Below are 25,168 nucleotides of genomic sequence, written 5' to 3' on the forward strand. Positions count from 1 at the left end.
AAACGCAAATGCTCCCACCGTAGCAGTGGGAATGATATTAAAAAATGGTAAACTTTTATGAAACTAATTAACTGCCCCGTATGCGGCACCAGATGCTCTGCTGTTGCTGAGAAGTGTCCTGAATGCGGATTTGAAATCAAGAGCTATTTCGGAAACATAAAACAGGATACCAAGAAACATAGGCATCCTGTCATTTTTGTTGCCGGTTTAGCAGCTGCAGTAATTATACTTTTGGTTTTGATTGCTACATATAACCGAAGTAGCGTTTCAGTCACAAATCCATCCCCAGGCGCAAAATCTCTCGATGACTTATTCCCTCTAGAATCACAACAAGAATCCTCCATCACAGTTCCCTCTCAAGATGCCTCCAATGGAATAGATGTAAGTGGTGTTTATAGTGGCGATGACCATGAAATCCTAGTACTTAACGATGATGGATTAGCATATTATTACTGTACGTCAATCGAGTTTACAGAGCTGCAGTGCCCTTGGTATATAAGGGACGATGATGTTTGCATAGATTTTTCCAGGCTTCACTGCACAGTAAATGCGAAGATCGATGAAAAAGAATTGCTTTTTAAGTCGGATAGCATAAATTGGAACACTGAGCTCTTTACAAAACTAGATGTAGAGCCAGAGCAATATCTTTCGAAAGCGCTCTCCACTAGCGATCCCAATGCCACTTTGAACTATGACGGAACATTGTCTTACCAGTTGGACGGTATATCTTATACTCTTCCAAAGAGTTTTGTGGATTTCGAAGATTCTTTTGATAGCATGCCGGATAGTTCAGCATTCATCGACTATGATGTTCAAAGCGATTACTCCTCTGCCGTGTTATTTCATCGCACTTCTGGTAAGCCATTAGATGAAAGCTCGGCCCAAAAGGATGTTTTATCATTTACATCCGGGTTCTTCGATAATCCTTCAACCGATGGGTGCGTAGCTACAAGTGTAGCTGGGTACAACGGCTATCTTGTAAACGTATCAGGATACCTTAACAAAGGATTCAGCAGGCTTCAGAACTACGAAGCCTCGGGTTTTGTTATTATTTTCTACAATAATCAAACTCGTAACAACAACTATATAATGATGGTTCAGAGTACAAACAGAAACATCGATAACACTGCGAAATTTGGTGAAATACTTAAGTCCGCACACTAAAGCTCATTTATATACGCAAATTAAAAGGGTGCTCAATATGGAAGCACCCTTTATCCTTATTATGGATTACATTTCTTACACGGCTGATATCCCTGCGATATTATATCATCCCTATTTGTAGCAGTAGCATAGTTCTCTGGGCTTATTTTAGGAACAGATGAACAACTAGCATAATGGAATTTCTTTGAGCTTGTATTCAGCACATACTCAGTGGTATTCTGTTGCTCTGTATTGTTATAAGTGTCAAAATTATCCGCATTGCCACCACCAGTTCCTGCCCCAGAACCCGTACCTGTCGTAGACTCCTGAGCATTTCCAGCTACAGCTGCCACCTGTGCACTACCTGCTGCCTCAGCCGCCTTCACCTCCGCATCTTTCTTAGCTGCTTCTTCAGCGGCTGCCTTTTCCTTCGCCAATTTTTCCTCTTCGGCCTTCTTTTGGGCTTCTTCTGCGGCTTTCTTCTCGGCCTCAGCTTTTTCAGCTGCCTCTTTTTCCTTAGCGATCTTTTCTTCGTCTACCTTGACAGTTACCTTTTTATGCTCAGATTCGACTGAACCATCAGTTGTTACCGCATAAATCTCCGTTTCGCCAGGTTTAATTCCCTTTACATTAAAGCGAAGGTCTCCATTCTCAGTTACGCCAGCAAAGACAATGGTTGCAATCTTGGAATCTGAACTAACAAACTTAACATCTTTAACGGAGAATAATTCCTTGTCCCTTACTTCAGCCTTAACAAAATACGTTGAATCCTCATTCCCTTCAACAATATCTATGCTTCTTCCATCTGAAAAGGATAATGCAATTATATTGTTTTCATCTTCCACTACGGAAGCTGCCTCGTCCGCTTGTTCTTCAAGATTAACAATGCGTTCTTCCACAATGTCCTCAGTATTATTCTCAATAATTTCCGTCTGAGTTGAAGGAAATGTAGCAAAACTGGCGATAGCCAAAACAACACCCGATGCGATAGCTATTAGTTTGCCTTGAAATTTTTCAGGCAATAATGCAAAAATCTTCTTTCTAAGCGGCGATACTATCACAGCAAATGCAAGAAATAATAATCCACTTAAAATGCCACCACTGGTTGTAAATGCTACTAGAGCAAATAAAACAATAAAACCTGCTAAAACCCACTGCACAATGTTCCAAACTTTCATTTTAAATTAACATCCTCCTGTTATTCTATGGATTACATCTCTTACAAGGCACATACCCTTGCTCGATCAGTTCTTCACGTGACCCATCAAAATATAGTTTATTCTTTTCTTTCATATCTTCAACACTGCTGCATGATGGATAATGAAACTTCTTAGTATTCTTATTGGCAACATATGAAGATTTGGTTATAGTCTCGCTTTTTGTCTCAGCTATACTATTCTCAGCAGCAGATGGAGTCTCTCTTGTTACGGTCGTATCAGAAACTACCGCATCCTTAAGGACAAAGCCTTCATCAATAGCATTGCTTCCATCAGCGTAGTCTATAGCAATCCCAGGCTGAACATTAAAACAAAATACATTGAAGGATACTCCTTTGCCCTTATCTTCAACAGAATAAGCTTCCATTTTTACCCCTGAACACAGAAGGTTGTTTCCTTCAAAGACAGGTGTAACCCTATACATTACATGATTTCCAGTGCTCTTAATATACGATGCAACCATATTCTCATATGGGAGCATTCCTTCAATATTCATGTACCGAGTTCCTGTAATAAGATTTCTCTCATTCGCATTCTCCCCGGTGAGTTGGAAACCAATCATATGGCACCGATTATACAAATATGCAGGGTTTGAATCAACTATTCCAGGATACTTGTTCTGATTCCATCCTGTAGGCTTTACCATTCCTATGGAGCCACGCTCCTCTGTTGGCATAAGATCTTCACCAATGCATGCCATCGCCGTACTGCATCTTCCAAGGCTATCCAATTTCCCATATTCTTCGTAGGAGTTGGTTGTGACCTCGGACGAAGAAAACTGCGGAACATTGCCGTTAAGCTGTACCGATGCACTCCCTGAATACGTTGGATAAGCATCTTTCGCCTCACTAACAAGTGTAGTTCCACCACATGCGCTTCCAAAGAAGATTGAAACAATAAATACAAGAAGAACTGTCGTTATGCATTTGTAAGTTAATCTTTCAAGTCTTTCCATATCTCTCCCCTCAAAAGAAAAACACCGCATCGCTGCAGTGTCAAACAAATGTTGCAGCTGGCTGACTCATTAAGTCCCTATAGCTTTGTGTCGCCGGATTGCTCCGGGTTTACCAAGTATTCTTCTGCCGTCATTATAATGCCCGCATGACACTGAATACAAGAAATATTGTATAAATAATTATGAAATATCCCTTATAAAAAATACATAACGGTTTCAGCAAAATATCCCTATCTAATTTGCTTTTCGCCGTAATATCAATAAATTTTTTATTATTTATCGATGCTGTTGTGGTCAGAGTTCACCCAGTATTGTAAAATTAATATACCGTCTAAAAATATCGATGAGGTGAGGCTATGACTATACAATACCCTGAAGAAATATACCCCAAAGAAGTTCTGATAAAAGCAGCATTTAAATTTCTGGATCAGGCATATATCCACATAGATAAAGAATCCGGCAAATATATTGTAAGCATTACTGATAAAGAAGATGCCGTTCCTGTAACGCAGGGTGATTTCGACAATGAAATGTTAGCTCAAGCTGCTCATTACGTCGTATCCATGAGAACAAAAGCCATAAGAGAAATAACTCTGGGAAGAGCGATGGCATCAACCATCATCGAAGAAGAGCCTGAAGAAGACTATATTGAAGACTCCACAAGCGTTGATGATATTCTGAAGGATTGGTTTGATAAATGAAAAATAGACTAACAAAGGATTTTTATAATAAGAATGCTCTTCTAAACGCGGTTGACGCATATAAGAGCCTTGCATCTATATCCATCTCAGAAGACAGCAATTATTATTACTACGAGGTTAAGTCAAGCATCTATGAACCTCAACTTGTCGCCAATGAATTTGAAAATTATGTCTTAGGATTAATGAACACATGATCATTTTACCTTTAACAGCTGTAATTCTTGCTCATGTACTATGCCTTATAACATCAATTACAGACATCCGTGAAAACCGAATAAGCAATAAGCTGCTTATTGTATTCGGGATTATAGGGATAATCCTGAATGTAGCCCAATATATATTAAAGACGCACATTATCTGGAATGTATATTTTGTTAACCTTACGTTGGTTGTGGTCTTTTCCTTATTGCTTTACATCTTCCACATCTGGGCTGCAGGTGACAGCAAGCTACTAATTGTTATGGGACTACTCATCCCTGCAAATTACTGCATTATAAATCACCAGATGATTCCATGGTGCGTCATTGTAGTAGCTCTTAGCTTTGGTATTAGTTTTCTATATCTTATCGCCGAGTCACTATGGCTTTTTTTTAAGGATAGAAGTTCCTTTTCTCTTGATAATGTAAAAAAGAATATCCGCGTATTTTTGATTGCATACGCGAGAAACATTATCTACATATCCTTAGTCCTGAAACTGGAGGACTACTTTGCAAAAGAATGGTTCGAAACCCATTCAATAGTCATGCTCGGGATAAACATAAGTATAATTCTGCTGGTTTCTTCACTTGAGATTATGAAAAAATGGTATTCCATGCTGATTGCGTTAGCACTATCTGTAGCATTCTCCTTATATTCAGAAGAATGGTTCTTAAACATCAGCAGATTAAAATACTATGCTCTTATCATAATAATAATGCTCATCCGAGTCATGATCAGTGAATATAACTACAAGACTATTCCTACTTCAGAAGTGAAAAAAGGCATGATTCTATCCGGTTTCACGACGATATTCATGTCCAAATCCAAAATACCTGACCTGCCTGGCATTTCCCATGAAGACATGCGCAGCAGATTGACAAAAGAAGAAGCTGAAGCAGTTGTTAAATGGGGAAATAGCAAAGGCGGCTTAAAAGAAGTTCAGATTGTAAGGAAGATTCCTTATGCCATTTTTATTTTTATCGGCCTTATCATTTATTCAATAATCTGGGAGATATTTAATTGAACATAACACTATCTGGCTTTAACGGCACACAAAACATATATAAGATTTCTTGTGATGAGACCAAAGCAAGGGAGTACGCAGAACAAAACTATAATGTTCTTTTGCTTCAGGAGAACCATGCCCATCTTCTACCAGAGAATAATACTTTTGAACTTTCCGAGGAAGAATCAATTTTCCTTAATACCCTTGGTGATGATGCCTGCATGGAAATAAATGATAACGGTAGAATAGCAAGCGTATTTGGGAAGGAGTTTGACAACACCTTATATATAACAGACAAGTGCAATTCAAATTGCGTAATGTGCCCTATGGCCGAACCAGTGCGAAGGGATGGGCATACAGTTCCATTTGAAATTCTAAAGGAGCTGATTAGATATATGCCAACTGATATGGAGCATCTGACTATAACCGGTGGCGAGCCTTTTTATATAAGGGAACAGCTTTTTGACATTCTAAAAGATCTCAAGGATAGCAATAAAGTATGGGGATATCTCCTGCTTTCAAATGGAAGAATCTTTGCAAATAAAGAATATTGTTTAAAATTTGCATCTGTTGTACCGGAGGATTTTTTAGTGGGCATTCCGATACATGGTCCCAATTCCGAAATCCATGATGCTATATCCCAAAGCCCGGGAAGCTTTAACCAGACCACTTCAGGAATCCATAATCTGCTAACAACGCACAAGATGTCCGTAGAAATAAGAATTGTTGTAACCAGAATAAATGCTCCCTACTTAGTAGATATTGCACATCTTATATCAGACAAATTTCCCGGTGTTGACAGTGTAAAAATCATGGGCATGGAAATGCTCGGAAATGCCATAGTCAACTCAGAAAAAGTCTGGATTCCATATGAAGAAGCCTTTTCGAGCATGAAGCCCGCAATTGATCACCTAGTGGAAAAAGCTATAGATGTGGCAATTTATAATTTTCCTCTTTGCTTCATTGATAAATCATATTGGAATCTCTGTGCAAACAGTATAACCGAGTACAAGATCAAATACCTTGACGAATGCTCTAGCTGCCACGAAAAATCCGCTTGCGGAGGGATATTTACTGGAACAGACAAATTTCTCCAAGGGAAAGTGAAACCAATACTACGATGATAAACTATTTTAACTTTAAGAAATTTAATGACGGATACCTGATTACCAATGACTTCGGAAAGTATCAGTTTGTTTCCTTTGATACTGTAAAAAAACTCGTTAATGGTAATGAAGACATAGATGAGCCGCTATATTCTTCCTTGAAAGATAATTTTTTCATCATAGGAGAGTCGCGTCAGGCATACCTCGAAAAGAGCACTCCTTATATGCGTGATGCAAAAAGTCATCTCTTTCAGTCAACTGGCCTTTTTATATTTGTCATGACTAATTCCTGTAACCTGAACTGCGTATACTGTCAGGCGCAATCAGAAACCAGTAATAAAAAAGGCATGATGACAAAAGAAATTGCCAAAAGAGGCGTAGATATAGCATTGCAATCTCCCACCAGTTCTATAACTATTGAATTTCAAGGTGGCGAGCCATTGCTCAATTTCGATACAATAAAATACATCATAGAGTATTCTACGTCTGTTAACACTGATAAGGTCATTTCGTATAATCTCGTATCAAATCTATCTCTTCTCACAGATGAAATCGCCGACTATTTATCTGAGCACAAGGTTCAAGTGTCTGTTTCATTAGATGGCCCTGAGTTTGTGCATAACAAGAATAGGCCTTTTAGGATTGGCGGTGGTAGCTATGACGCTGCAGTAAAGGGAATAGGTATGCTCAGATCCCGAGAAATAAGTTTGGGCGCCATACAGACAACCACAAAGCACAGCCTTGGTCATGCAAAAGAAATCATAGACGCTTATATTGACCTTGGCTTTAATAGTATCTTTATTAGACCTCTTACTCAGCTAGGCTATTATTGATTTACACTTAAAATTGACCCGGGTTTAATACTTAAAACTGACCCACCCCAGATGGTGAGCAGTCAGTATAAACCATTTCGATAATACACTGTACCTTGAAAATTTAATACTTAGAATTGACCCACCTCTTTGAGGTTTTATAGAATTCTTTCCGTATGTAAAAACATATGGAAGGAGGAAAAGAGGTGAAAGAATTGGAAGACTGGGCGGCAGTACACAAGGTGTACAAACAGACTGGCTCCAAAAGAGCTACGGCTTCTATTCTTGGGATAGCCAGAAATACGGTCAGACGTCTATTGGAAAAGACAGAACCTCCTGTCTATAACCGAACAGAATACAGCTCCAAGATTGATCCGTTCAAAGAGCAGATCATCACCTGGAGATGTGACCCATTTAACTTCAATGGCACCAGGATATTCAATGAATTACAGAAACGTGGCTACAAAGGCAGCATAGGACCTGTCTACTACTTTTTAAGAAGAGTGGATGAAGATGTCGGCGACAGTATCAGCAGCAAGGCAACGACAAGGCATGAAAGCCCTCCGGGTGACCAGGCTCAGTTTGATTGGAGTGAGTATCAGGTGCTTATAGCAAACAGATACATGACAGTATACTGCTTTTCCATGATACTGGCAGCATCAAGAAAGAAGGCGATATGTTTTTCTTTACGAGAAGATGCTGATGCTATTTACGAAGCTGTACAGGAATTGTTTGATGACCTGGGAGGAGTGACGCTGGAGCTTCTTATCGATAATCCCAAAGCATTTGTTATAAAAAACAATCCAAAGTCAGAGGAAGAAATAAAGTACAATCCTCATGCATTGGCCATGGCTCTGCATCTAGGCGTTGAACTAAACGCATGCCCATGTTACTGGCCGCGTAAAAAAGGAAAAATTGAGAGGCCATTCAACTATATCGAAGAACAGTTCATAAAAGGCAACACTTTTGCAAGTATGGAGGATCTGAATTCCAGGGGAAAGGCTTTTATAAATGAGTGGTGCGATAAGAAACATTCCACCACCAAAAGGATTCCAAACCAGCATTACCTGTTGGAAGAAAAGGCTCTATTACAACCTCTCCCCAAGGAACACTACTATGCAAACAGCAAGCTTAAGAGGAAAGTCAGCCCTGACAGTTATCTCAGTATCGGCGGTAATAAATATAGTGTTCACGTCAGATATGTTGGAAAAACGCTTTTCTACAGGCTGAATTATGGATTCAGGATCATGCTGTATGACTCGCAGGGACATTTCATAGAGCATCAGGAAATATCTTACGGCAAACATGAGATCCGCACTAATCCTGATCATTATGAGTCTATAGCAAAGAAGGTCTCAACTTCTGTTCCGCAGATAAGGCGAGATTTCACTAATCGCTTCAGTAATGGTGCACGTTATCTTGAAGCAGCCGGTCGTAAGTTTGACCAGCCTACATTCCATGCCAGAAGAATAATGGAATTGCAGGATCTCTACGATGATGATACTCTGGACAGATTTATCGGTATAGCTGTTGATGAAGGGAAGATGGATATCAAGTCATTTAAGAAGATGCTCCGTGAGTACAACTCAGGAGAACGAAAAATCCCAAAGGATAACAATGCCAAATCCACAACCCTGATAATCGATTCAGCGCCTTCTTCTGAACTTACAAGAAACTGCAGCTACTATGAGAACTATGCGAAGGAGGTCCTGAATGCTTAATGACACAGAACACAAAAGCGCATACATAGAAGCAAAGATGAAGCAGTTTAAGCTCGTAGATATGCGCACCCAATACAGAGACATCATTCAAGAAGCAGAGCAGGAATCACTTGGATATATGGATTTTCTTTTAAGACTATTGGAACTTGAAGATAGTGGAAAGACAAGCCGTAGGACAGAGAAGCTTCTTGTTAAAGCAGGTTTTGATAGTTCATCTTCTCTTGAGGACATTGATTACAGCTTTAATCCGTCTCTTGATAAGGATAAGATTGATGAACTCGGAAGACTTACATTCCTGGATAACCATGAGAATATCATAATCATAGGACCACCCGGAGTTGGTAAGAGCATGATTGCTACAGGGATAGGTCGTAATGCCTGCAGAAAAGGAAGAAAAGTCCTTTTTGTTAATGCAAAAGAACTTGTCGACAGGCTTTATGACGAGATGCTTGCCGGGAATCTACAGCAGATGCTTGATAAACTGAACCGTATTGAACTTCTGATCATAGATGAGCTTTCATACATAAAAATGGACAAAGAAAGAGAGAGCCTGTTTTTCCAGATCATCCGACAACGATACGAAAAAAGCTCTCTCATTATCACCACTAATCTCCCAATGGGCAGATGGGATGAAGTATTTACCGGACAGCTTGCGGCAACTGCAATACTTGACCGCCTGCTGCATCACTGCCATGTGCTTAGTATAACGGGAGACAGTTACCGTGTCAAAGTGTCAAAAATAAGTGTTAAAAAACAGAAAGGTACAGAAAAATGAACTTAACAAGCGATAGGCAGCGATTCCTGCAGGATGAGCTGAATACATATGAAAAAACAACACAGATGAATGAAACTGAAAGAAACGCTCTTCATGAATGGGTTGCAGCTGGTAACGGTGTTCATGAGAATACATGTAATGCTGAAGATGGTCATGGAAACTACATTGATTTCCTTGACGTATACAGAGAAGAACAGGATATCCGTGATACTCTGAGCACACTGAGCGATGAGGAAAAGGAAGAATATCTTGCCGAACTGAGAGGCGAAGACACAATTAAAAGCCTGAAAAAGCGTCTCGATGAACTGCTTTACAAAACAGATGTATATGAAAAAATCCTCAAGAGACATAATCTCGTTGAGGAGGCTGAAACTCTGATGGAAGAAGGTCGTGCTCTGTCCAAGGCGTTTGATGAATGGGCTGAAGCGGAAATGGGCAAGCTGCCGGAAGGAGAACTGTCATGGTTAAAATAAAAGATAAAAATCTTCCAGAGCTTGCAGGTATATACAACAATGGCGGAAAAGATGCCTTGTATAAAAAGCTCCGTGAGACATTTGGGATAAAGTATCCATGGTCAACTTTGGCCAGAATGAAAAATGTTGATCACCTGGGATATGACGAAGCTACTGACAGATTCAGTGTAGAGCAATGTAACCAGGCGGATGAGAATTTATTTATGTCGATGGATGAACTATGCTCTCCAGTTAGACCACAGCATGTATACGAGAAAAAGACAGAACAGAATGCTCCTAAGGCTGAAGCTATGGAGAAACTCGTGAAAGAGCTTATCGGAGACAGGCTACTGGAACTTAGCAGATATGTCGTCATGGATACGCTAAACAAAACAATGATCATAGACAAAACAGCACTTACCGATGCTGGATACACACTGGTAACTCATTAAAAGGTGGGTCAATTCACAGTGTAAAAATCGAGATTTATAAACAAAACTGACCCGCCCCTAAAATCGCATTGGCGGATCCAAGGGTGGGTCAGATTTAAGTGTAAAAGTGGGTCAATTTTACTTGACAATCAACAGCTATGCCAATGAGCACTGGAGCGAAATTGGCTATACGGCAGACGAGTTCTTAAGTTTTTATAAAGAATCGTTGGATTATATCATTAATCTGAACGTAGATGGTATATTATTCAGTGAAGGACATGCGAATATACTGCTTACAAAGATCCTTCAAGGCTATTCAAATAATTACATGGAATTAAGATCTCCTTGCGGAGCAACTATTGGTCAGATTGCGATATATTATGATGGAAACATCTATACATGCGACGAGGGCAGAATGGTTGCAGAAATGGGGGATTCAGCATTTAAGCTGGGAGACGTTTTTTCTTGTGATTATAATAATTTGATTGATTCCGGTGTATGCAAGACTGTATGCGCAGCAAGTTGCCTCGAAGCGATTCCTGGTTGCTGTGATTGTGTGTATCAACCATATTGCGGAGTATGCCCGGTAATCAATTACGCAGTTGATAATGATTTGTATGCCAGGGGAAGCAACAATAGATGCAAGGTATATTCAGGAATACTGGATTACTTGTTTAACGTTATCAACAAGCAACCGGAAAACGTTTGTATTCTTAAGAGGTGGATTGAATGAAGAACGAGAACGATAATCCAAAATTCCCCAAGATAGGAAAGAGCATTGAAAACTACCTTTTTGATGAGGAAGGTAATATCACCAGAAACAAGGTTATAGCAGTTGGCTCCTTGGTAATATTGCTTAGTATGCTTTATTCAATGGAGGTATTTGCTGGACACCGGTCACATTCATCACACAGATCACATAGTTCGCACAGATCGGGAAGCGGTGGTCACTCTTCCGGCAGTCACTCATCACATGTTTCTCACCAGTCCCATCAGTCCCATTCTTCAAGTTCTGGTGGCGGACATAGCTCTAGTGCTGGCACTACAACAACTACGTCAGCGGCCGCTTCAACCACCAATAATGCAACTTCAACAGGTACCGCAGCATCGACAGTACTATCTGCTCTTGAAGCATATCCTTCAACTTCAGGATGGGATTGCATTTTCAACGCCACATATTACGCAACTAATAATGCTGATGTAGTTGCTAATGTAGGTGACAGTGCTGACGCTTTATTGAAGCACTTTAAAGACTTTGGTATGGCGGAAGGCCGTCAGGGATGCTCCGAATTTAATGTCGATATTTATAAAGCCAATTATGCAGACCTTGTGAAAGCTTATGGAACTGATTTAAAGAGCTACTATATTCACTACAAAGATGTAGGCAAGGCTGAGGGCCGAATCGGATATACAAAAATCAATTAAATGAAGCAGGGTGTTGCCATGATTGGGCAGCACCCTTTTTTCATATTCACATACAGCTCAACAGCCTGTTCGTTCTCCAAAGTTGTCATTAATTGGAATCAAGCTGGTGATTTTTTGCAAACTCTTTGTGCTTGTACTATCATCACATTCTGACAACAGGCGGACTAAATGATAAATTGGATCAATTGACTCTGTCGGTGTCATATAAGTATACTCGTCAACATCATGAATAATTGTGTTTTTAACTAAATTTGGCAACATGTACTGAACATGGTATTCTGCAATGCCTAGCTGAAGCATATCATGAACAGTCCTCTTCTCTGTTGTAAAAAATGTTCTCTGAGAATTTTTCCCATACCATTCCACATGTCTGATGCGTTCATTGTAGAATCCCTCACAGATATCAGCTCTTATAGCTGAACTCTTATAGGCTGTAACATATGCGCCGTTTTTTCTAAATCTCAGCACATAATACGGAATAACCAAAAAAACATCCCTCCCCAGCTGTAAGCAAATCGGATCCACAGCGAATCTAAAATATTTCATATCCCCTTTGACCTTATAATCTTTTATGATTTTTGCCGGTCTGGGACTATAATCTATAATTGTTGCATTCTCGCTCTTTAATTCGTTCAAATCTTTTTTCAGCGCCAAGAAACCCGTGGTAGCCTCATCTCTAAAGCAATATATCGATGAATTGTAGCATCCTCTCAGCAATTCTTGCTCATCTTCCAACCTTTTTTTCTTATCATTAGCGCTGTCTTTATCATTGTTCCACGGAAGCTTTAACCACAAAAGTCCCATCTTGTTTTTTACCAGATTAATACCGCTTTTTAGCCTGCTATCCAGAACAGCCTGAATCTGCCTGTTCACTTCGGAACATATAAAATCTTCATGTGGGTAGTCATTGTATATAATAGATTTTGAAGCTGTAATAATTGTTTTGCTTTTTCCGTCTGTGTTTATATTGATGTGGTAATAGAGCTGCACAAGTCCATATATCACAAGAATAATTACAACCGCAGCCAAGAGGTAAGGAATTATCTTAACTACTATGGCCACTATGCATAAAAACACAATTACCCCTAAGCAACTACCACTATTGTTACTTCGTCCTGCCATAAATGGCCTCCAATTCACTTAAACAGGTCAAATATGCTAAAAGTCGTTTTGTTATAAATCTTATTATAGGCAGCCTTCTTAGGGTTACGAAGCCATCCCATGCCCTTTCTGCCATACCCCGGTATAAGCGCCTTTTTAACAGCTCTCTTTGCTCTTCCTGTGGTACGAGCTTTTATTGACTTTTTCAGACTTGGTGTTCTCATTCCAAATTTCATCTCACCACACCCTTTCTCTATTTTCTATGCTAGTGACTTCTTATTCCCGATACTCTCGATAACTCTATCTATTTCTTTATAACTAACATATGCAGACTGAGCATGCACAGGTATTGACGAAGCCGCTTCCGAGAATAGCATATCTCCGCTCCCCAATAATCTTTCTGCACCAGTTCTGTCCAAAATCGTTTTAGATTCTCTCCAATCCACTACTGTAAATGAAGCCCTACATGGGATATTGGCTTTGATTTCCGGCGTGATAACATTTTTACTAGGTCGCTGTGTCGACATAATCAGATGCACCCCCGCAGATCTAGCCAAACGGGATATCCTCTTCACCAGTTCCTCAAGTTCTTGTGGTGCATAGTACATCAACTCCATGTACTCATCTATTATCATTACTATCCTAGAAAGTCTTTCTTCTGGCTCTGCCGCATTGTTATAGTCACTTATGGTCTTCACGCCCAACGAAGAAAAAAGATTATATCGTCGCATCATTTCAGAATCTAGCCATCTCAAAGAGTTAAGCGTTTCTCGATTATCATAGATTACTGGCTGTATCAAATGCGGAATGCCATTATATGCTCCAAGTTCTACCCTTTTAGGATCAACCATAATTAGTTCCACTTCTTCCGGAGTCTTATTAAGTATAATACTCATAATAATGGCATTTAAAAAAACGCTTTTCCCTGAACCAGTTGTTCCTGCCACAAGTAGATGTGGCGCCTTCGTAAGATCAAATACAAATGGTTTCCCCAGCACATCCATTCCTGCAGCAATGGGAATTGCGTAATCGCACTGCTGAAACTCTTGAGATTCCATAATATCCCTCAAACCAATAAGTGGTCTCGTCCACCTTTTAATAATAATCCCAATAATTCCAGCCTTTTCCTCAAGCGAGACAATCTCAACAGGAGACGCCATATGCACTTCTAAGTCTATTCTTAGCTTTCTATATGTTTTAATACTTTCTCCCGACTCAGGGTTCACATCAAACATAACAGCAAATGGTGTCATATGGATGTCCACTATTTTTCCACTGACCTTGAACGCATGTAAAATACTGATAAGCTCGTCTTTCATTGCTTGCACATATTCAAAGTCGGTAAAATCATTTTTTGAATTATGATAATCCAATTGATTATAATTATTTACCATGGCTCCCATCGTGTCTCTCCTAAATAATGTTCCGGTTTGCATCACCTTATTATTCAGTTTTATGCTTATTTACTAGTGCTTCTAATCGTTTTACATTTTTACTCTCGAGATCACATCTCTTTAAAAGTCCCATAATATGGAATGCTGGATCGAACTCCTCCACAACCTCTGTCTCAGAATAAGCACTAACAACTTCTTCAATTTTCCGTAAGCGATCAACATCTGCCGCAAAAAACAATGATACTTCGGCAATTTCTAGTTTAAGCACATTATCAATCAGATCTTTATCCGTAATACCACTCGTTCCTTTTTCTCTTCTCAACAGACTTCGCTGCAATGCTCTAGAGATATCTTTTTTACTTTTTCTCGAATATGTAACCAAAGAAGCCGCTATTGCCAAAGGACTATAAGTACATTTGTATTTTCCACCATTATCAAATCTAAAAATATAATGTGGCGATATAAGCATATTCTCCCCATTAATTGAAAGATTAAGCGTCGGTACTTCAAATCTGAAAAATTTCATATCTCCAATCTGTGGTTGTCCGGGTAATAGCATTACTCTTTGGTCTTCATCACCTATCAAATCGGCTCTGTCACGCACCTCAGCAATAGCTGTTCGAAGCCGCTGATATGCTACCGTATTAGTATCTGCGATACTAATTGAATTTGATAAATCATCCTGCTCTGACTCAATCCGTTTCTCGCTTATCCTATGTTTGATAAATGATGCAATACTACCTACGACGCTCAGATTCTTCTGTTTTTTATTCTCCTCGTCAATGTGCCTTAGTTTATCTTTAATACGCCTATCAATCTCATATAATTGAAAATGGCCTATTGTGTCCTGTCCATCAAATCTTCTGTTTACCAAGTCTGTATTAGTCATACATAACCTTTCATTCCTAAAAAGGCATCAATGCTGGAATCTATTCTTCCACATCTTGGTCTCTTTTTGCTTACCAATACTTATAAGCCAGCAATCAAATTGGGGATCAAGTACCCCTCGTGAATTCATCAACCTGTCGCAAAACTCCCGATAATTATCATAAGAACTATCTATCAGCCTGCACATATATCCAGCTAATTGGTCAATAGTGTTAAAAGTCTGGTCATCACAAACAAAATCTTTCGCACCCGATAACAAATATGCCACAGAATAAAGAAGTCTATTCTGGATTTCAGCGTCCTCTTCATTAGCTATTATTGTATTCTCTATTTCATCAAGTCTTGTCAAAATGTCGTTCGAGTCAACGCCAATGTTAGAACAATACCGTGAAAGCACTTTATTTCTAAGAAGATCCGTTATTTCCTCGCAAAATGCTCCGTTCATAAACCTAAGAGAAAATAATAATTCTTTACCAATATCATCAATTGATTGATATTTTCTGCCTTTCCAGTATATCAATTCGCAACTATCGTCCAATTGATATATGGCGTTAAAAAAGACCAGATCTTCATCCTCTCCCTGCTCTACCGACGCCTCTGCTTGTTTACAAATTTCAGCAAAATCAGGCAATGTTGACTCGTAATAAGAAGAAAGGATTCCACGAAATAATTCTTTTTTTCCTTTATCCCAATTACAAGCAAGTGCATCTACAAGAGAAGTTTTATCCGTATACTGTTGTCCATTAAATTTATACGCAAGTATCCCTTTGGGGGATGTTCCTATCCCCTCACCTGGACATATTTGCTTGATGCCATTGCACCATTTTTTTACTTCCTCATAACCCCATCTTCTATTTGGATTATCTTTGTTCTTCCTATTTGTTATGTCATAATATGTCAGGGCCGAAATAAGCTCTACCAAATCATTTGGCATATCTGCAGGATATGGAAGTCTCTTTACTGTTATACATTGCTCAATGTCATCTCCACTCATTCCTTCAAACGGAGTATGTCCGCAATACAGTTCATATAGTGTTATCCCCAATGAATAATAATCTGATTCTGACAAAAAAAGCCCCCTAAAAGTTTCGGGAGCAGAATACTCTGGAGTCATAGAAGTATTTGTAACAACTACAGTGACTCCCTCATCTGTCACCGAGCTTATCCCAAAATCTATTACAGAGACATCCCTCATATTGTCATTGAGCATAATATTTGAAGGCTTGATATCCTTATGGATAATACCCTCTTGATGAATAGCAAAGAGTGCCTCATTAAGACATGGGATTATGGTATTCTTCAGTTCCTCATATTTAAAGCGTCTTCCTTTTAACGACCCATGTCTATATACCGGAATTATCTCTACAGGATATCCCCCGTGTTCTCCGGCAGCAACAACATTGGCCACATACGGCGATGATATCCTCTGCAATTTACTCTCAATATCTTTTCTTACCGCAAGCTTTCTCTTGTAAACTTTCGCCATGCATGGTCCATTTTTACTTTTACACAAGTAAAGATCTGCCTCTCCAGAGCTTGTATTTAGTCTAGAGATTATCTGATATTCTTGAAGTAGCACACTACCCGATGGCAAAGCCATACCGCTAATCATTTCGCTGTTTACTGCTGTTGTTCCAGCACGTCTAGAAGAAGGTTCCACGAAATGATTCTGTACATCGGCATTCACAATTGTATTTTGATTCGTGTTAGGATTAACTACGGTGGATTCCATACTCTATATGCTTAAATAACGTTTCGAATAGCTATTACATTTGCATCATTTGGGTTACATGTATCAAGTAATCGAAGCACATGGAAAATCGGGTCAAAACTGTTTGCTGTCTCAGTCGAAGCATACGCTCTTACAGCTGTAATAACATCATCTCTAATGTGACTGTTAACCTCGTATTTCAATGACAGCCCCAGCATTCCGATTCCAAGCATGCCTGAAACAGTATGCGTGCGTGTTGTATAGTAGGTTTGTACAGGATTATAGCTATACCTCATATCACGTTGCCCATCTTTTCTAGTATGAAGATATGTCGTATGCGGTATCTGCTCCTGCCAGCTTCCCTGAGTGATTGAAGCCGTAAGTAATGATGTTCTATAAACATTAACAAAGCTTCCATTATCCTTAAAATGCGCAATATAATGTGGTGTGTAACAAAAAAGATTCCCATTATACTCTATGCAGATAGGCTCAACATCAAATCTAATGTACCTGATATCCCCCACATTCTTAAATGAGGTCATAAGTCTGCTAAAATCCGGAGAACTGTCATATTTTTTTGCACTTGTTTTTGACAACTCCTGGAAAGAACGCTTTAGTTGTTCAAAAGCAGGTGTTGTTTCCTCGTTGAATGTAAAAACAGAGGAATTAAGCCTGCTTTCCGCAGTCATCCTGTCTTCAGCTATTTGAGCTCTAGCTGCAATATTCATTGGTTTATTCTTATTCCAAAATTTATTACGTTCATTGAACTCCTTATCACACTCTGAAATCTGCAAAACATAATTATGCCTCTTATCAAATACTTCAAGGATCTGGCGTCTTACTTCTTTGCAGACTAATGAGTCGCTTACTCCTCCGACAGGCATCTGAGTGCTGTTATTCGGCATACCGCTTGTGACTGTATTCTGCACAGCGATAGCCTGTCTCGGAACCGCACTAATCCTAGGTTGTCTGCTATCTGAGTTTGATATTTTCTTTATAATCCATGCAATGAACCAAACGCCCAAAACAATTGCACCAATAGCAATGATGTATGGTAGCGCGGATGCAATCATTCCAAGGAAAGCCAATATTAGAATTCCACCAATTAGCCCTCCACCACTAGAGCTTCTCCTTCTTCTCGCCATATCAATCACCCGTATGTATTATGATAAACTCGCCTTCCATTGACGAATTTCTTGATTCTTTCCCATACTAATTAACCAGCTTTCAAACTGAACATCCAGCTCACCATCACCATTCATTAAGTCATAACACATAACTCTAAATTCTTCATAGGATTCCCTAACCAGTGCCCCCATATACGCTGTAATTTCCTCAATGCCCTTAAAGTCCTCATTTTTGTAATGGAATATACGTGTTCCTGAAAGCATATAAGCCACTAAGTAATACAACCTCGTTCTATCTCGTAAACTCTTATTAGAATCGGCAAAAGTGTCTTCAAGTTTCTTTACGTTAACCTTTATGTTTTCACTTGCGTTTACACTATCACAATAAAGAGACATAACCTTATAGGAAAGTACATCACTTAGAAAGCTGTCTAAATTCTGTTTCATCCATAAAGAATTCAATATCCCCTTGCCAAAATCCTCTAACGAAGCAAATGATTTTCCCTTCCAAATAAACTCTTCCAAAGAGCTATCCATTGCATAGATTACTTTAAAAAACTCAACATCATCATCCTTTCCTTTGTCCACTGCTTCTTCTGCATCCATGCATATTCCAGCCATTTCAGGATCAACAGCCTTAAAGAAGCCAGAAAGTATACCTCTAAACAACTGTTTTTTGCCTTCATTCCAGTTTGTTCCCAAAGCCTTAGCTAATGCCTTTTTGTCGGTATATGCAGTTCCCATAAATGTGTAAGGTGGCATGCTTCCCTTAACATTTCCTATTCCTTCACCTGGAATAGTTAACTTTTCTCCACCACACCACTTCTTTACCTCATCGTAGCCCCATCTTCTGTTTGGGTTAGACTTATTCTTTCTATTGGTAATATCATTGTAGGTCAGCGCCGAGATTAGATTTTTCAAATCATCCGGCATTTCTTCAGGATAAGGTATGTTTTGAATTGCCACATACTTTTCTATCTCTTCCGCAGTCATGCCCCTATATGGCGTTCGACCACAGAAAAGCTCATAAATTGTTATTCCCAGAGAATAATAATCAGATTCATTTAAAAACAGACTCCTAAATGTTTCAGGAGCAGAATACTCCGGAGTCATTCCTGTGCTAGTTACAACAACTGTATTGGAAGCATCTCTTACTGAGCTAATTCCAAAATCTATAATAGCCACATCAATCTGATTATCATTAAGCATGATATTTGATGGCTTTAGGTCCTTATGAATAATTCCAGCAGAATGCAATACATTTAATCCTTCGTTAAGGCTCGGAATAATATGTTTCTTGAGTTCCATATATGAAAACTTTTTATTCTGTAGGCTTCCATACTTATAATAGGGGAGTATTTCCACCGGATACCCGTTAAAATCACCAGTAGCAAATACTCTGGATACATACGGAGAATCCATTTTAATAAGCTTATTGATTATTTCGGCTTTTACCGCCACTTTTCTGCGATACACTTTAGCCACATAATGCTCCCCGTCTTTTTCGCACAAAAACAGATCCGCTTCACCAGTCTGTGTGTCAAGCTTTGACTTTACGCAGTATTCTCCACACAACATCACACCGGAAGCAATCACATTTGCATTTTCTATAGCAGAATTTATCTGTGTGCCGTTATTATCCGCCAATCGATTAATTGAAGTTCTATTATCTATAACACTAGAGTTGATAGATGTCTCATTTCCCATAATGAATTACCCCAAATATTAAAACCTGATTATCATCACCGTTTTGTCATCTGTGGAGCCATTCTCTTCAGCAATTCTTATAATGCTTGCTACTTTAGATAAATCGTCTGTATTCTTTTGTAGTTCATCTTCTAGATTATCTGTTTCCACAAATTCATGAACTCCATCACTTGTTATCAATACGCACTTCGGTTTATTTTCCTCAAAGATCCTTTGGACAACTAATTTATCAGCCAAATCTGCATTTCCCCCTCCTAAGCAGGCTGTTATTTCATTTTTATTGCATGACTCAGCTGCTTCAGTTTGTCCGGTACTTAATAGCCATTGATATGTCGTGTGGTCCTCTGTAATCTGTTTAAGGTATGCCCCTCTGGCCGCATACAGTCTGGTATTCCCTATATGCACCAAATATGATTCTTCTCCACAAAAGCCAACATATGTTAATGTAGTTGCCATTTTCTCTTTTTCTGAAACACCACTAGCGTACTGAATGAGTTCATTATTCAAGTCAACTATTTTGTTCCTCAGCTCGGTCTCGTTGGCAAACTGTAGCTTACTCAATGCATCAGTGACAAACAAACTGGCTTCTTTACCCCCTTTGTTACCACCAACGCCATCAGCAACGGCAACACTAACGTAACCATCTGTCTCAAAAGAATATGATTGATTATTGATGACTTCCTGACCAACCAAGGCTGTATCATCGCACTGATTCTTACCAATGCCAATGCTAACGCCAACTGAAACCTGCATTTTATGTCCTCTCCAAAACAGCACACTCTAATGTGTACGGCATTTCTTCAGCATTTATTGCTTTAATTACAATATGTCCTTTATCAAATATCCCTTCATCAAAAAGATATCTTGCAAGCGGATTTATAAAAGTGCTTTCAACAATATTTCCAATTCCTCTACCGCCATTTTCAAGATTGCCCATAGCTTTACTCTTTATCACGCTATAAGCATCCTCTGACATGTCCACTATTATTCCTTTTTCGGTTTCTAAGTTTGTACGTATTTTCTGAATTTGTGCCTGCAATATCTCTTCTGCAACAGACTCCCTTATAAAATCAAAAACAACAATATTTTCACCAATTCTATTCAAGATCTCTGGTCTGCCAAGTTGCAATTTAAAATAATCTTCGATTCCTTTCCTCACATTTTTTTGTACATCTTCATAGCTCATCTCTGGCGTAACTTTCTGAACACGTTCTCCCAGATTATTAACACCATATATTCCCAGATTGCTCGTGAAGATAATAATGGATTCGGAAAAATAAACAGTGTTTCCCTGCCCGTCTGTCATCCTGCCGTCCTCTAGTATCTGTAAAAACTTGTCTAAAATAGAGGGGTGCGCCTTTTCTATTTCATCAAATAGCAGAATTGAAAACGGATTATTCTTGACTGCATTGGTAAGCTGTCCACCAGCTTCATATCCCACATATCCGGGAGGTGCTCCAAGCAATTTCTGATCACTATGAGATTGTCCATACTCACTCATATCAAATCTGATGCAACTACGTTCATCTCCAAATAACGTTTCTGCCAGCGTTTTGGCCGTTTCTGTCTTACCTGTTCCAGTAGGGCCCGCAAAAAAAAGTACCCCTTTTGGTCTTGTACCAGATGACGATTGTAAGCCCGACATTCCTGTCATAGCACGCTTTATCACATCCAAAGTCTTTGTGATTGCAGCATCTTGTCCTTTAACTCTCTTATGAAATGTATCATATGCATTTTTTATTTCTTCATAGTCCAACGTATTCCATGGGTTCTCTTTTATCCCAAATTTATACAGATCAATGACATCGCACATGTGCTTTATATGGATGTTCTGATTTCTAGAAAGTCGGCGCAACCCATTCAGCTCTGTGAAAGAAAAGCCCTCCGTCAACCCCACAAATTTATCTTGAATCTTCGATAATTCATCGGGATTTTGCTCATAATAGCCAATTTCATCGTTAAATATTTCATTTGAAAAGAAACTCCTAAAGTTGTCCCCTTTGACTAACTGCTCACGTTCTTCTTTTGTCGGAGTACGTAAAAGAATAGTCTTTACATTGGGATTATCCAAATAAAACCATGCAGGGATGTCATTTACTTTGCTAGCCAGGATAATTAACAGGTTTTTGAGAATATCTCCATTTTCGCTCCTTACATCTTTTGCTTCCATCGAGCCTTGGAGAAGAATTGTAAAACTATCAATTTCCGACTGTTCCATATTTGTGGGAGACGCAATATAGCGAGAGGCAAAGTCCATGATAACAACAGTTGCCTCTTGATTCTGTGTGACTGCATCCTTAACGTAATTTGAAGCGACCGAATTATGCCCCTTGAAATCTGCTTTAATATATCCATTTTCTATAGAAGCATTAACAAGACGTGCAAAGCCATCCAGATATCCATCTTCAAATCCGTTGTAGAATCCCCTAATTGCATCATAAAATACAATATTCTTATAGCCACAATCCTTAAAATGGTAGTGTAAGTATTCTGGTAATCCTAGAATACTTCCTTTTGGCATACTCCCTTCAACAGGGTACTGATATTTATCAAGAACATTACCTTCTAGAATAATAACAGGCTTAATCTTATCAAATATCTCCAACTCTTTATGCCATTTTGCGATATAATCTTCAGCCATGTCTAAGACCTTTCCTTTCCAAAACCTGGTTCAACTCTTCCTCGAATCCAGGTTTATGTATCCCAACAGATATCGTCGAATTATCTATAAAAAAGTTTTGAATACTGTTCTCCGAAAGCTTTATATAATTGTCATACTTTTCCGTCTTCGAATTATCCAAGATAATTATCTTTTGATTTCGTGAACCAATTAAGATATCTCCATAGTTTTCAGCTTCAATATATTTACCGTCGATGATTACTGATACTTTATTAAGTATCTCTGGAAATCTTTTTACTACCTCTTCATATTCAAAGCCTGTGTACAACAGAATATCATCGGATATATCACTAATTTTGTTTAAGAGCTCCAACAATTCTTCACCTTGCTCTATGGGATCTCCTCCCGTTAGAGTAAAACCGTCAACTGGTTTTGTAGCTGCAATAGACATAATCAGTTTCATTATTCCTTCAAGCGAAGTGCTGTATTTTTCGTTAAATTCCCATAGTTCAGGATTACTACAGCCATCGCAATGGTGTCTACACCCTGCAAACCATATTCCAATTCTTAGTCCTGGGCCAAGAACTTTAACCGGATAAAGGATTCTCGCTACATACATGTACCTACCCTCACCATAAAATATGCAGCGTCATTCTGGCGTTCATCATTCACCACTTTTCCTCCCAGCCCTAATTCATCACCGTCTTTGAGCTCCACATATTTTTGATCTTCGATTTTCTCATTGTTTACATATGTATAATTTGTTGAGCTAAGATTTTTAATGTATACTTTTCCATTTTCCCGTAACAATTCTGCATGTCGTCTACTGACGTATTTTTTGCTCGCCAAGTATTGATTCATTGAGCATTCTCGACCTACAACTGTAATGTTTTCAGTAATCTCGTATGCATATTCTCCATCTAATGTGCTAAGGATAAATCTAACTTCTTCTCCTTGCTCCTGACTAACTACCGAAGAAGACTGATTCCCAGATTGTTCAAGCTCATTAACAGGCGTTATAAAAGAAATATCTTCTCCACAATTACTGCATTTCCTTACATTCACTGGATTATGAGTTCCGCAATCGCAGATTCTTACCATTTTTACTGCATTACTCACATCATTAGTTGCGGTTGTTTCATGTGATAAATCAGCCACTTTGGCTTCCACTGAATCATCTATTATTTTTTCGTATTCCAGTGAATCCGACCCACACTTTTCGCAAAATAACAAGCTAGGACGATTCTTGGCACCACAATTAGGGCATATTCTATATTTTGCCATCGTTATTCACCAATATGTTTTGCTACAGTTGCATTAGCAGGTTTCTTGTTAATACTGTAATGACCGACATCACCAGTCATTTCAAATTCTGAAACATCAATTATTTGCGCATATTCCGCATATGGAGGCAATACAGATATCCTTTTAGGCTCTATACCCTTTTCTTTAAGCTTACGCTCTACCTCAGCATAATCCCCACAGAACTTAGTCATGTCTTCCACGAGGCTTCTTTTTTCTTGATCTGTCGGAACTCTATCTTCAACATCTGCCGCTCCGAGTTCCATCGTCACTTGTCCATCATCTGCATAAGTAACATTTACTACAGTACCCTCATCAACTTTATATAATTCGCTTCTAAAATGTCTGCCATTTTTTGAAGTAACATTCCTTGCTCCGACGGTTTTATATCCAAGTTCAACCATTGCATCATCAATGCTATTACAAATGTACTCTTCTTCTTTTTTCTCAAGTAACTGTTTTTCAAGTTGTGATATTTTTTCTAGAAGTATATCTATAGCCCCATTATTGAATGGTATCTCTTCGACAGAGCAGCCCATTTCATTTGCCAACACCTTGTACCGGCTCGTCAGATTCTCATATTCTTGCCCATGCTTCATCAATAGTTCATCATATGCTCTGCATTCCTTAACAAAAGGTATTACTGTAATGGCATAATAATTCTGTAAAAAATCTGTTGAGACAATTTCTTTTGATTTTTCCTTAACGGTCTCAAGCTTATCTTTCAAATCACTAGACAATTCCATAACAGATATCTCATCAAGTGCTTCTATTATTTGCGGAATGTATTCACTTTCTTCGAGTTTTTTCCTATTAGCAATGCCTTTAAAAGAAATATTGAAATCAAGATTCAAACGCTCGAGCATCTTTATTCTGTAAATATCTGCCTGTTTCTTTTGAATGGCTCCAGCTTTAACCTGAGCATCCTGAATTGTAAGAAAAGCCTTGCTCAGTTCCTTATTCCTTGCGTGCAATTCTTCAAACGAGCTGCCCTCGTCAACCTCCTCTATAGTTTGTATTTTTTTATCCATCGCCCTACAAAAATCATGTAAAGCCAATAAGCCTGCCGGATCTCTCTCATCATCCGCCACACAATTCTTTATATCAGAAATCACACTATGCAACGCATCCATGGAAGATTTTGCGCTAGCTATATTGCTTTTAAATGAATTTAGTTCATCAAGGCGTTTCTGCTCACGAATTCTTCGCTGTTCTTCTTCTATAGCACGTTGCATCCTAATTAGTTGTTCTTCAATTTGCCTTTGGATTGCCCTTCTCTGAGCAGCTGTAAGTGTATATCTTGAGCTTTTAGGTCCACTCATCCTTATTATTCCTCTGAATCACACTGGTTGGTTGTCACTATATTCCGTCTATAT

The 25,168-nt window shown here is 38.9% G+C and carries 26 protein-coding genes and 1 riboswitch; of the genes, 12 read left to right on the forward strand and 14 right to left on the reverse strand.

Annotated features, from left to right (window positions below; all coding sequences use genetic code 11):
• The first annotated feature begins 57 nt into the window (after positions 1–57).
• Positions 58–1,164 (forward strand): hypothetical protein, encoded by a 1,107-nt coding sequence (locus tag E7303_RS08460; protein ID WP_292144781.1) that lies wholly within the window; start codon positions 58–60, stop codon positions 1,162–1,164.
• A gap of 59 nt (positions 1,165–1,223) precedes the next feature.
• On the opposite strand, the gene E7303_RS08465 is transcribed toward E7303_RS08460, so the two are convergent.
• Together E7303_RS08465 and E7303_RS08470 are read right to left on the reverse strand one after the other, a co-directional pair.
• The gene (locus E7303_RS08465) at positions 1,224–2,321 is read right to left on the reverse strand and encodes a hypothetical protein (protein WP_292144782.1); all 1,098 of its coding nucleotides are present in this window, start codon (positions 2,319–2,321) and stop codon (positions 1,224–1,226) included.
• 25 nt (positions 2,322–2,346) lie between these two features.
• The gene (locus E7303_RS08470; protein WP_292144783.1) at positions 2,347–3,315 is read right to left on the reverse strand and encodes a DNA/RNA non-specific endonuclease; all 969 of its coding nucleotides are present in this window, start codon (positions 3,313–3,315) and stop codon (positions 2,347–2,349) included.
• 49 nt (positions 3,316–3,364) lie between these two features.
• A riboswitch (cyclic di-GMP riboswitch) is annotated at positions 3,365–3,439 on the reverse strand.
• A gap of 232 nt (positions 3,440–3,671) precedes the next feature.
• Here E7303_RS08470 and hxsD point away from each other — a divergent pair.
• The 11 genes from hxsD to hxsA3 all read left to right on the forward strand — a co-directional run bounded on the left by hxsD (position 3,672) and on the right by hxsA3 (position 11,942).
• Positions 3,672–4,016: a His-Xaa-Ser system protein HxsD gene (gene hxsD / locus E7303_RS08475; protein ID WP_292144784.1), complete on the forward strand. Its 345-nt coding sequence runs from the start codon at positions 3,672–3,674 to the stop codon at positions 4,014–4,016.
• Positions 4,013–4,210 (forward strand): HxsD-like protein, encoded by a 198-nt coding sequence (locus E7303_RS08480; RefSeq protein WP_292144785.1) that lies wholly within the window; start codon positions 4,013–4,015, stop codon positions 4,208–4,210. The genes hxsD and E7303_RS08480 overlap by 4 nt, the downstream gene beginning before the upstream one ends.
• Positions 4,207–5,238 carry a prepilin peptidase gene (locus tag E7303_RS08485; protein ID WP_292144786.1) on the forward strand — a complete coding sequence of 344 codons (1,032 nt, stop codon included), beginning with the start codon at positions 4,207–4,209 and terminating at the stop codon, positions 5,236–5,238. Before E7303_RS08480 ends, E7303_RS08485 begins: the two co-directional genes overlap by 4 nt.
• Entirely contained in the window at positions 5,235–6,344 is a 1,110-nt protein-coding gene (gene hxsC, locus E7303_RS08490; RefSeq protein ID WP_292144787.1) for a His-Xaa-Ser system radical SAM maturase HxsC, read from the forward strand. The genes E7303_RS08485 and hxsC overlap by 4 nt, the downstream gene beginning before the upstream one ends.
• Positions 6,341–7,159, forward strand: coding sequence for a radical SAM protein (locus E7303_RS08495; RefSeq protein ID WP_292144788.1), 819 nt, complete (start codon positions 6,341–6,343; stop codon positions 7,157–7,159). Before hxsC ends, E7303_RS08495 begins: the two co-directional genes overlap by 4 nt.
• Positions 7,160–7,344: 185 nt before the next feature.
• Positions 7,345–8,859: an IS21 family transposase gene (istA, locus tag E7303_RS08500; protein WP_292144789.1), complete on the forward strand. Its 1,515-nt coding sequence runs from the start codon at positions 7,345–7,347 to the stop codon at positions 8,857–8,859.
• Entirely contained in the window at positions 8,852–9,634 is a 783-nt protein-coding gene (istB, locus tag E7303_RS08505) for an IS21-like element helper ATPase IstB (protein ID WP_292144790.1), read from the forward strand. The genes istA and istB overlap by 8 nt, the downstream gene beginning before the upstream one ends.
• The gene (locus tag E7303_RS08510) at positions 9,631–10,107 is read left to right on the forward strand and encodes a hypothetical protein (protein WP_292144791.1); all 477 of its coding nucleotides are present in this window, start codon (positions 9,631–9,633) and stop codon (positions 10,105–10,107) included. The genes istB and E7303_RS08510 overlap by 4 nt, the downstream gene beginning before the upstream one ends.
• On the forward strand, positions 10,095–10,538 hold the full coding sequence (locus tag E7303_RS08515) for a hypothetical protein (protein WP_292144793.1): 444 nt from the start codon (positions 10,095–10,097) through the stop codon (positions 10,536–10,538). The genes E7303_RS08510 and E7303_RS08515 overlap by 13 nt, the downstream gene beginning before the upstream one ends.
• Positions 10,539–10,659: 121 nt before the next feature.
• Entirely contained in the window at positions 10,660–11,250 is a 591-nt protein-coding gene (locus E7303_RS08520; protein ID WP_292144794.1) for a hypothetical protein, read from the forward strand.
• Complete coding sequence (hxsA3, locus tag E7303_RS08525) at positions 11,247–11,942, forward strand: His-Xaa-Ser repeat protein HxsA3 (protein WP_292144795.1); 696 nt, start codon at positions 11,247–11,249, stop codon at positions 11,940–11,942. Before E7303_RS08520 ends, hxsA3 begins: the two co-directional genes overlap by 4 nt.
• Positions 11,943–11,999: 57 nt before the next feature.
• Here hxsA3 and E7303_RS08530 read toward each other — a convergent pair whose 3' ends face one another.
• The 12 genes from E7303_RS08530 to E7303_RS08585 all read right to left on the reverse strand — a co-directional run bounded on the left by E7303_RS08530 (position 12,000) and on the right by E7303_RS08585 (position 25,114).
• Positions 12,000–13,064 carry a hypothetical protein gene (locus tag E7303_RS08530; protein ID WP_292144796.1) on the reverse strand — a complete coding sequence of 355 codons (1,065 nt, stop codon included), beginning with the start codon at positions 13,062–13,064 and terminating at the stop codon, positions 12,000–12,002.
• Between the two features lie 14 nt (positions 13,065–13,078).
• Entirely contained in the window at positions 13,079–13,279 is a 201-nt protein-coding gene (locus E7303_RS08535; protein WP_292144797.1) for a hypothetical protein, read from the reverse strand.
• Positions 13,280–13,303: 24 nt separating this feature from the next.
• Positions 13,304–14,446, reverse strand: coding sequence for a DNA translocase FtsK (locus tag E7303_RS08540; RefSeq protein ID WP_292144799.1), 1,143 nt, complete (start codon positions 14,444–14,446; stop codon positions 13,304–13,306).
• 40 nt (positions 14,447–14,486) lie between these two features.
• On the reverse strand, positions 14,487–15,326 hold the full coding sequence (locus E7303_RS08545; protein ID WP_292144800.1) for a hypothetical protein: 840 nt from the start codon (positions 15,324–15,326) through the stop codon (positions 14,487–14,489).
• A 27-nt stretch (positions 15,327–15,353) separates the two neighbouring features.
• A complete protein-coding gene (locus tag E7303_RS08550) occupies positions 15,354–16,811 on the reverse strand; it encodes a protein kinase domain-containing protein (RefSeq protein WP_292144801.1) in 1,458 nt (485 codons plus the stop codon).
• A gap of 257 nt (positions 16,812–17,068) precedes the next feature.
• A complete protein-coding gene (locus E7303_RS08555) occupies positions 17,069–18,181 on the reverse strand; it encodes a hypothetical protein (protein ID WP_292144802.1) in 1,113 nt (370 codons plus the stop codon).
• Between the two features lie 18 nt (positions 18,182–18,199).
• Positions 18,200–19,870, reverse strand: coding sequence for a protein kinase domain-containing protein (locus E7303_RS08560; protein WP_292144803.1), 1,671 nt, complete (start codon positions 19,868–19,870; stop codon positions 18,200–18,202).
• A gap of 18 nt (positions 19,871–19,888) precedes the next feature.
• Entirely contained in the window at positions 19,889–20,623 is a 735-nt protein-coding gene (locus E7303_RS08565; RefSeq protein WP_292144804.1) for a PP2C family protein-serine/threonine phosphatase, read from the reverse strand.
• Position 20,624: 1 nt separating this feature from the next.
• On the reverse strand, positions 20,625–22,511 hold the full coding sequence (locus E7303_RS08570; protein ID WP_292144805.1) for an AAA family ATPase: 1,887 nt from the start codon (positions 22,509–22,511) through the stop codon (positions 20,625–20,627).
• Positions 22,504–23,109: a 4Fe-4S single cluster domain-containing protein gene (locus E7303_RS08575; protein ID WP_292144806.1), complete on the reverse strand. Its 606-nt coding sequence runs from the start codon at positions 23,107–23,109 to the stop codon at positions 22,504–22,506. The genes E7303_RS08570 and E7303_RS08575 overlap by 8 nt, the downstream gene beginning before the upstream one ends.
• Positions 23,100–23,774, reverse strand: a complete 675-nt coding sequence (locus E7303_RS08580) for an FHA domain-containing protein (protein ID WP_292144807.1) — start codon at positions 23,772–23,774, stop codon at positions 23,100–23,102. The genes E7303_RS08575 and E7303_RS08580 overlap by 10 nt, the downstream gene beginning before the upstream one ends.
• A gap of 2 nt (positions 23,775–23,776) precedes the next feature.
• Positions 23,777–25,114 (reverse strand): hypothetical protein, encoded by a 1,338-nt coding sequence (locus E7303_RS08585; protein WP_292144808.1) that lies wholly within the window; start codon positions 25,112–25,114, stop codon positions 23,777–23,779.
• Positions 25,115–25,168: the final 54 nt, after the last annotated feature.

This window comes from Butyrivibrio sp., assembly GCF_015056685.1.
Classification (GTDB): Bacteria; Bacillota; Clostridia; order Lachnospirales; family Lachnospiraceae; genus Butyrivibrio.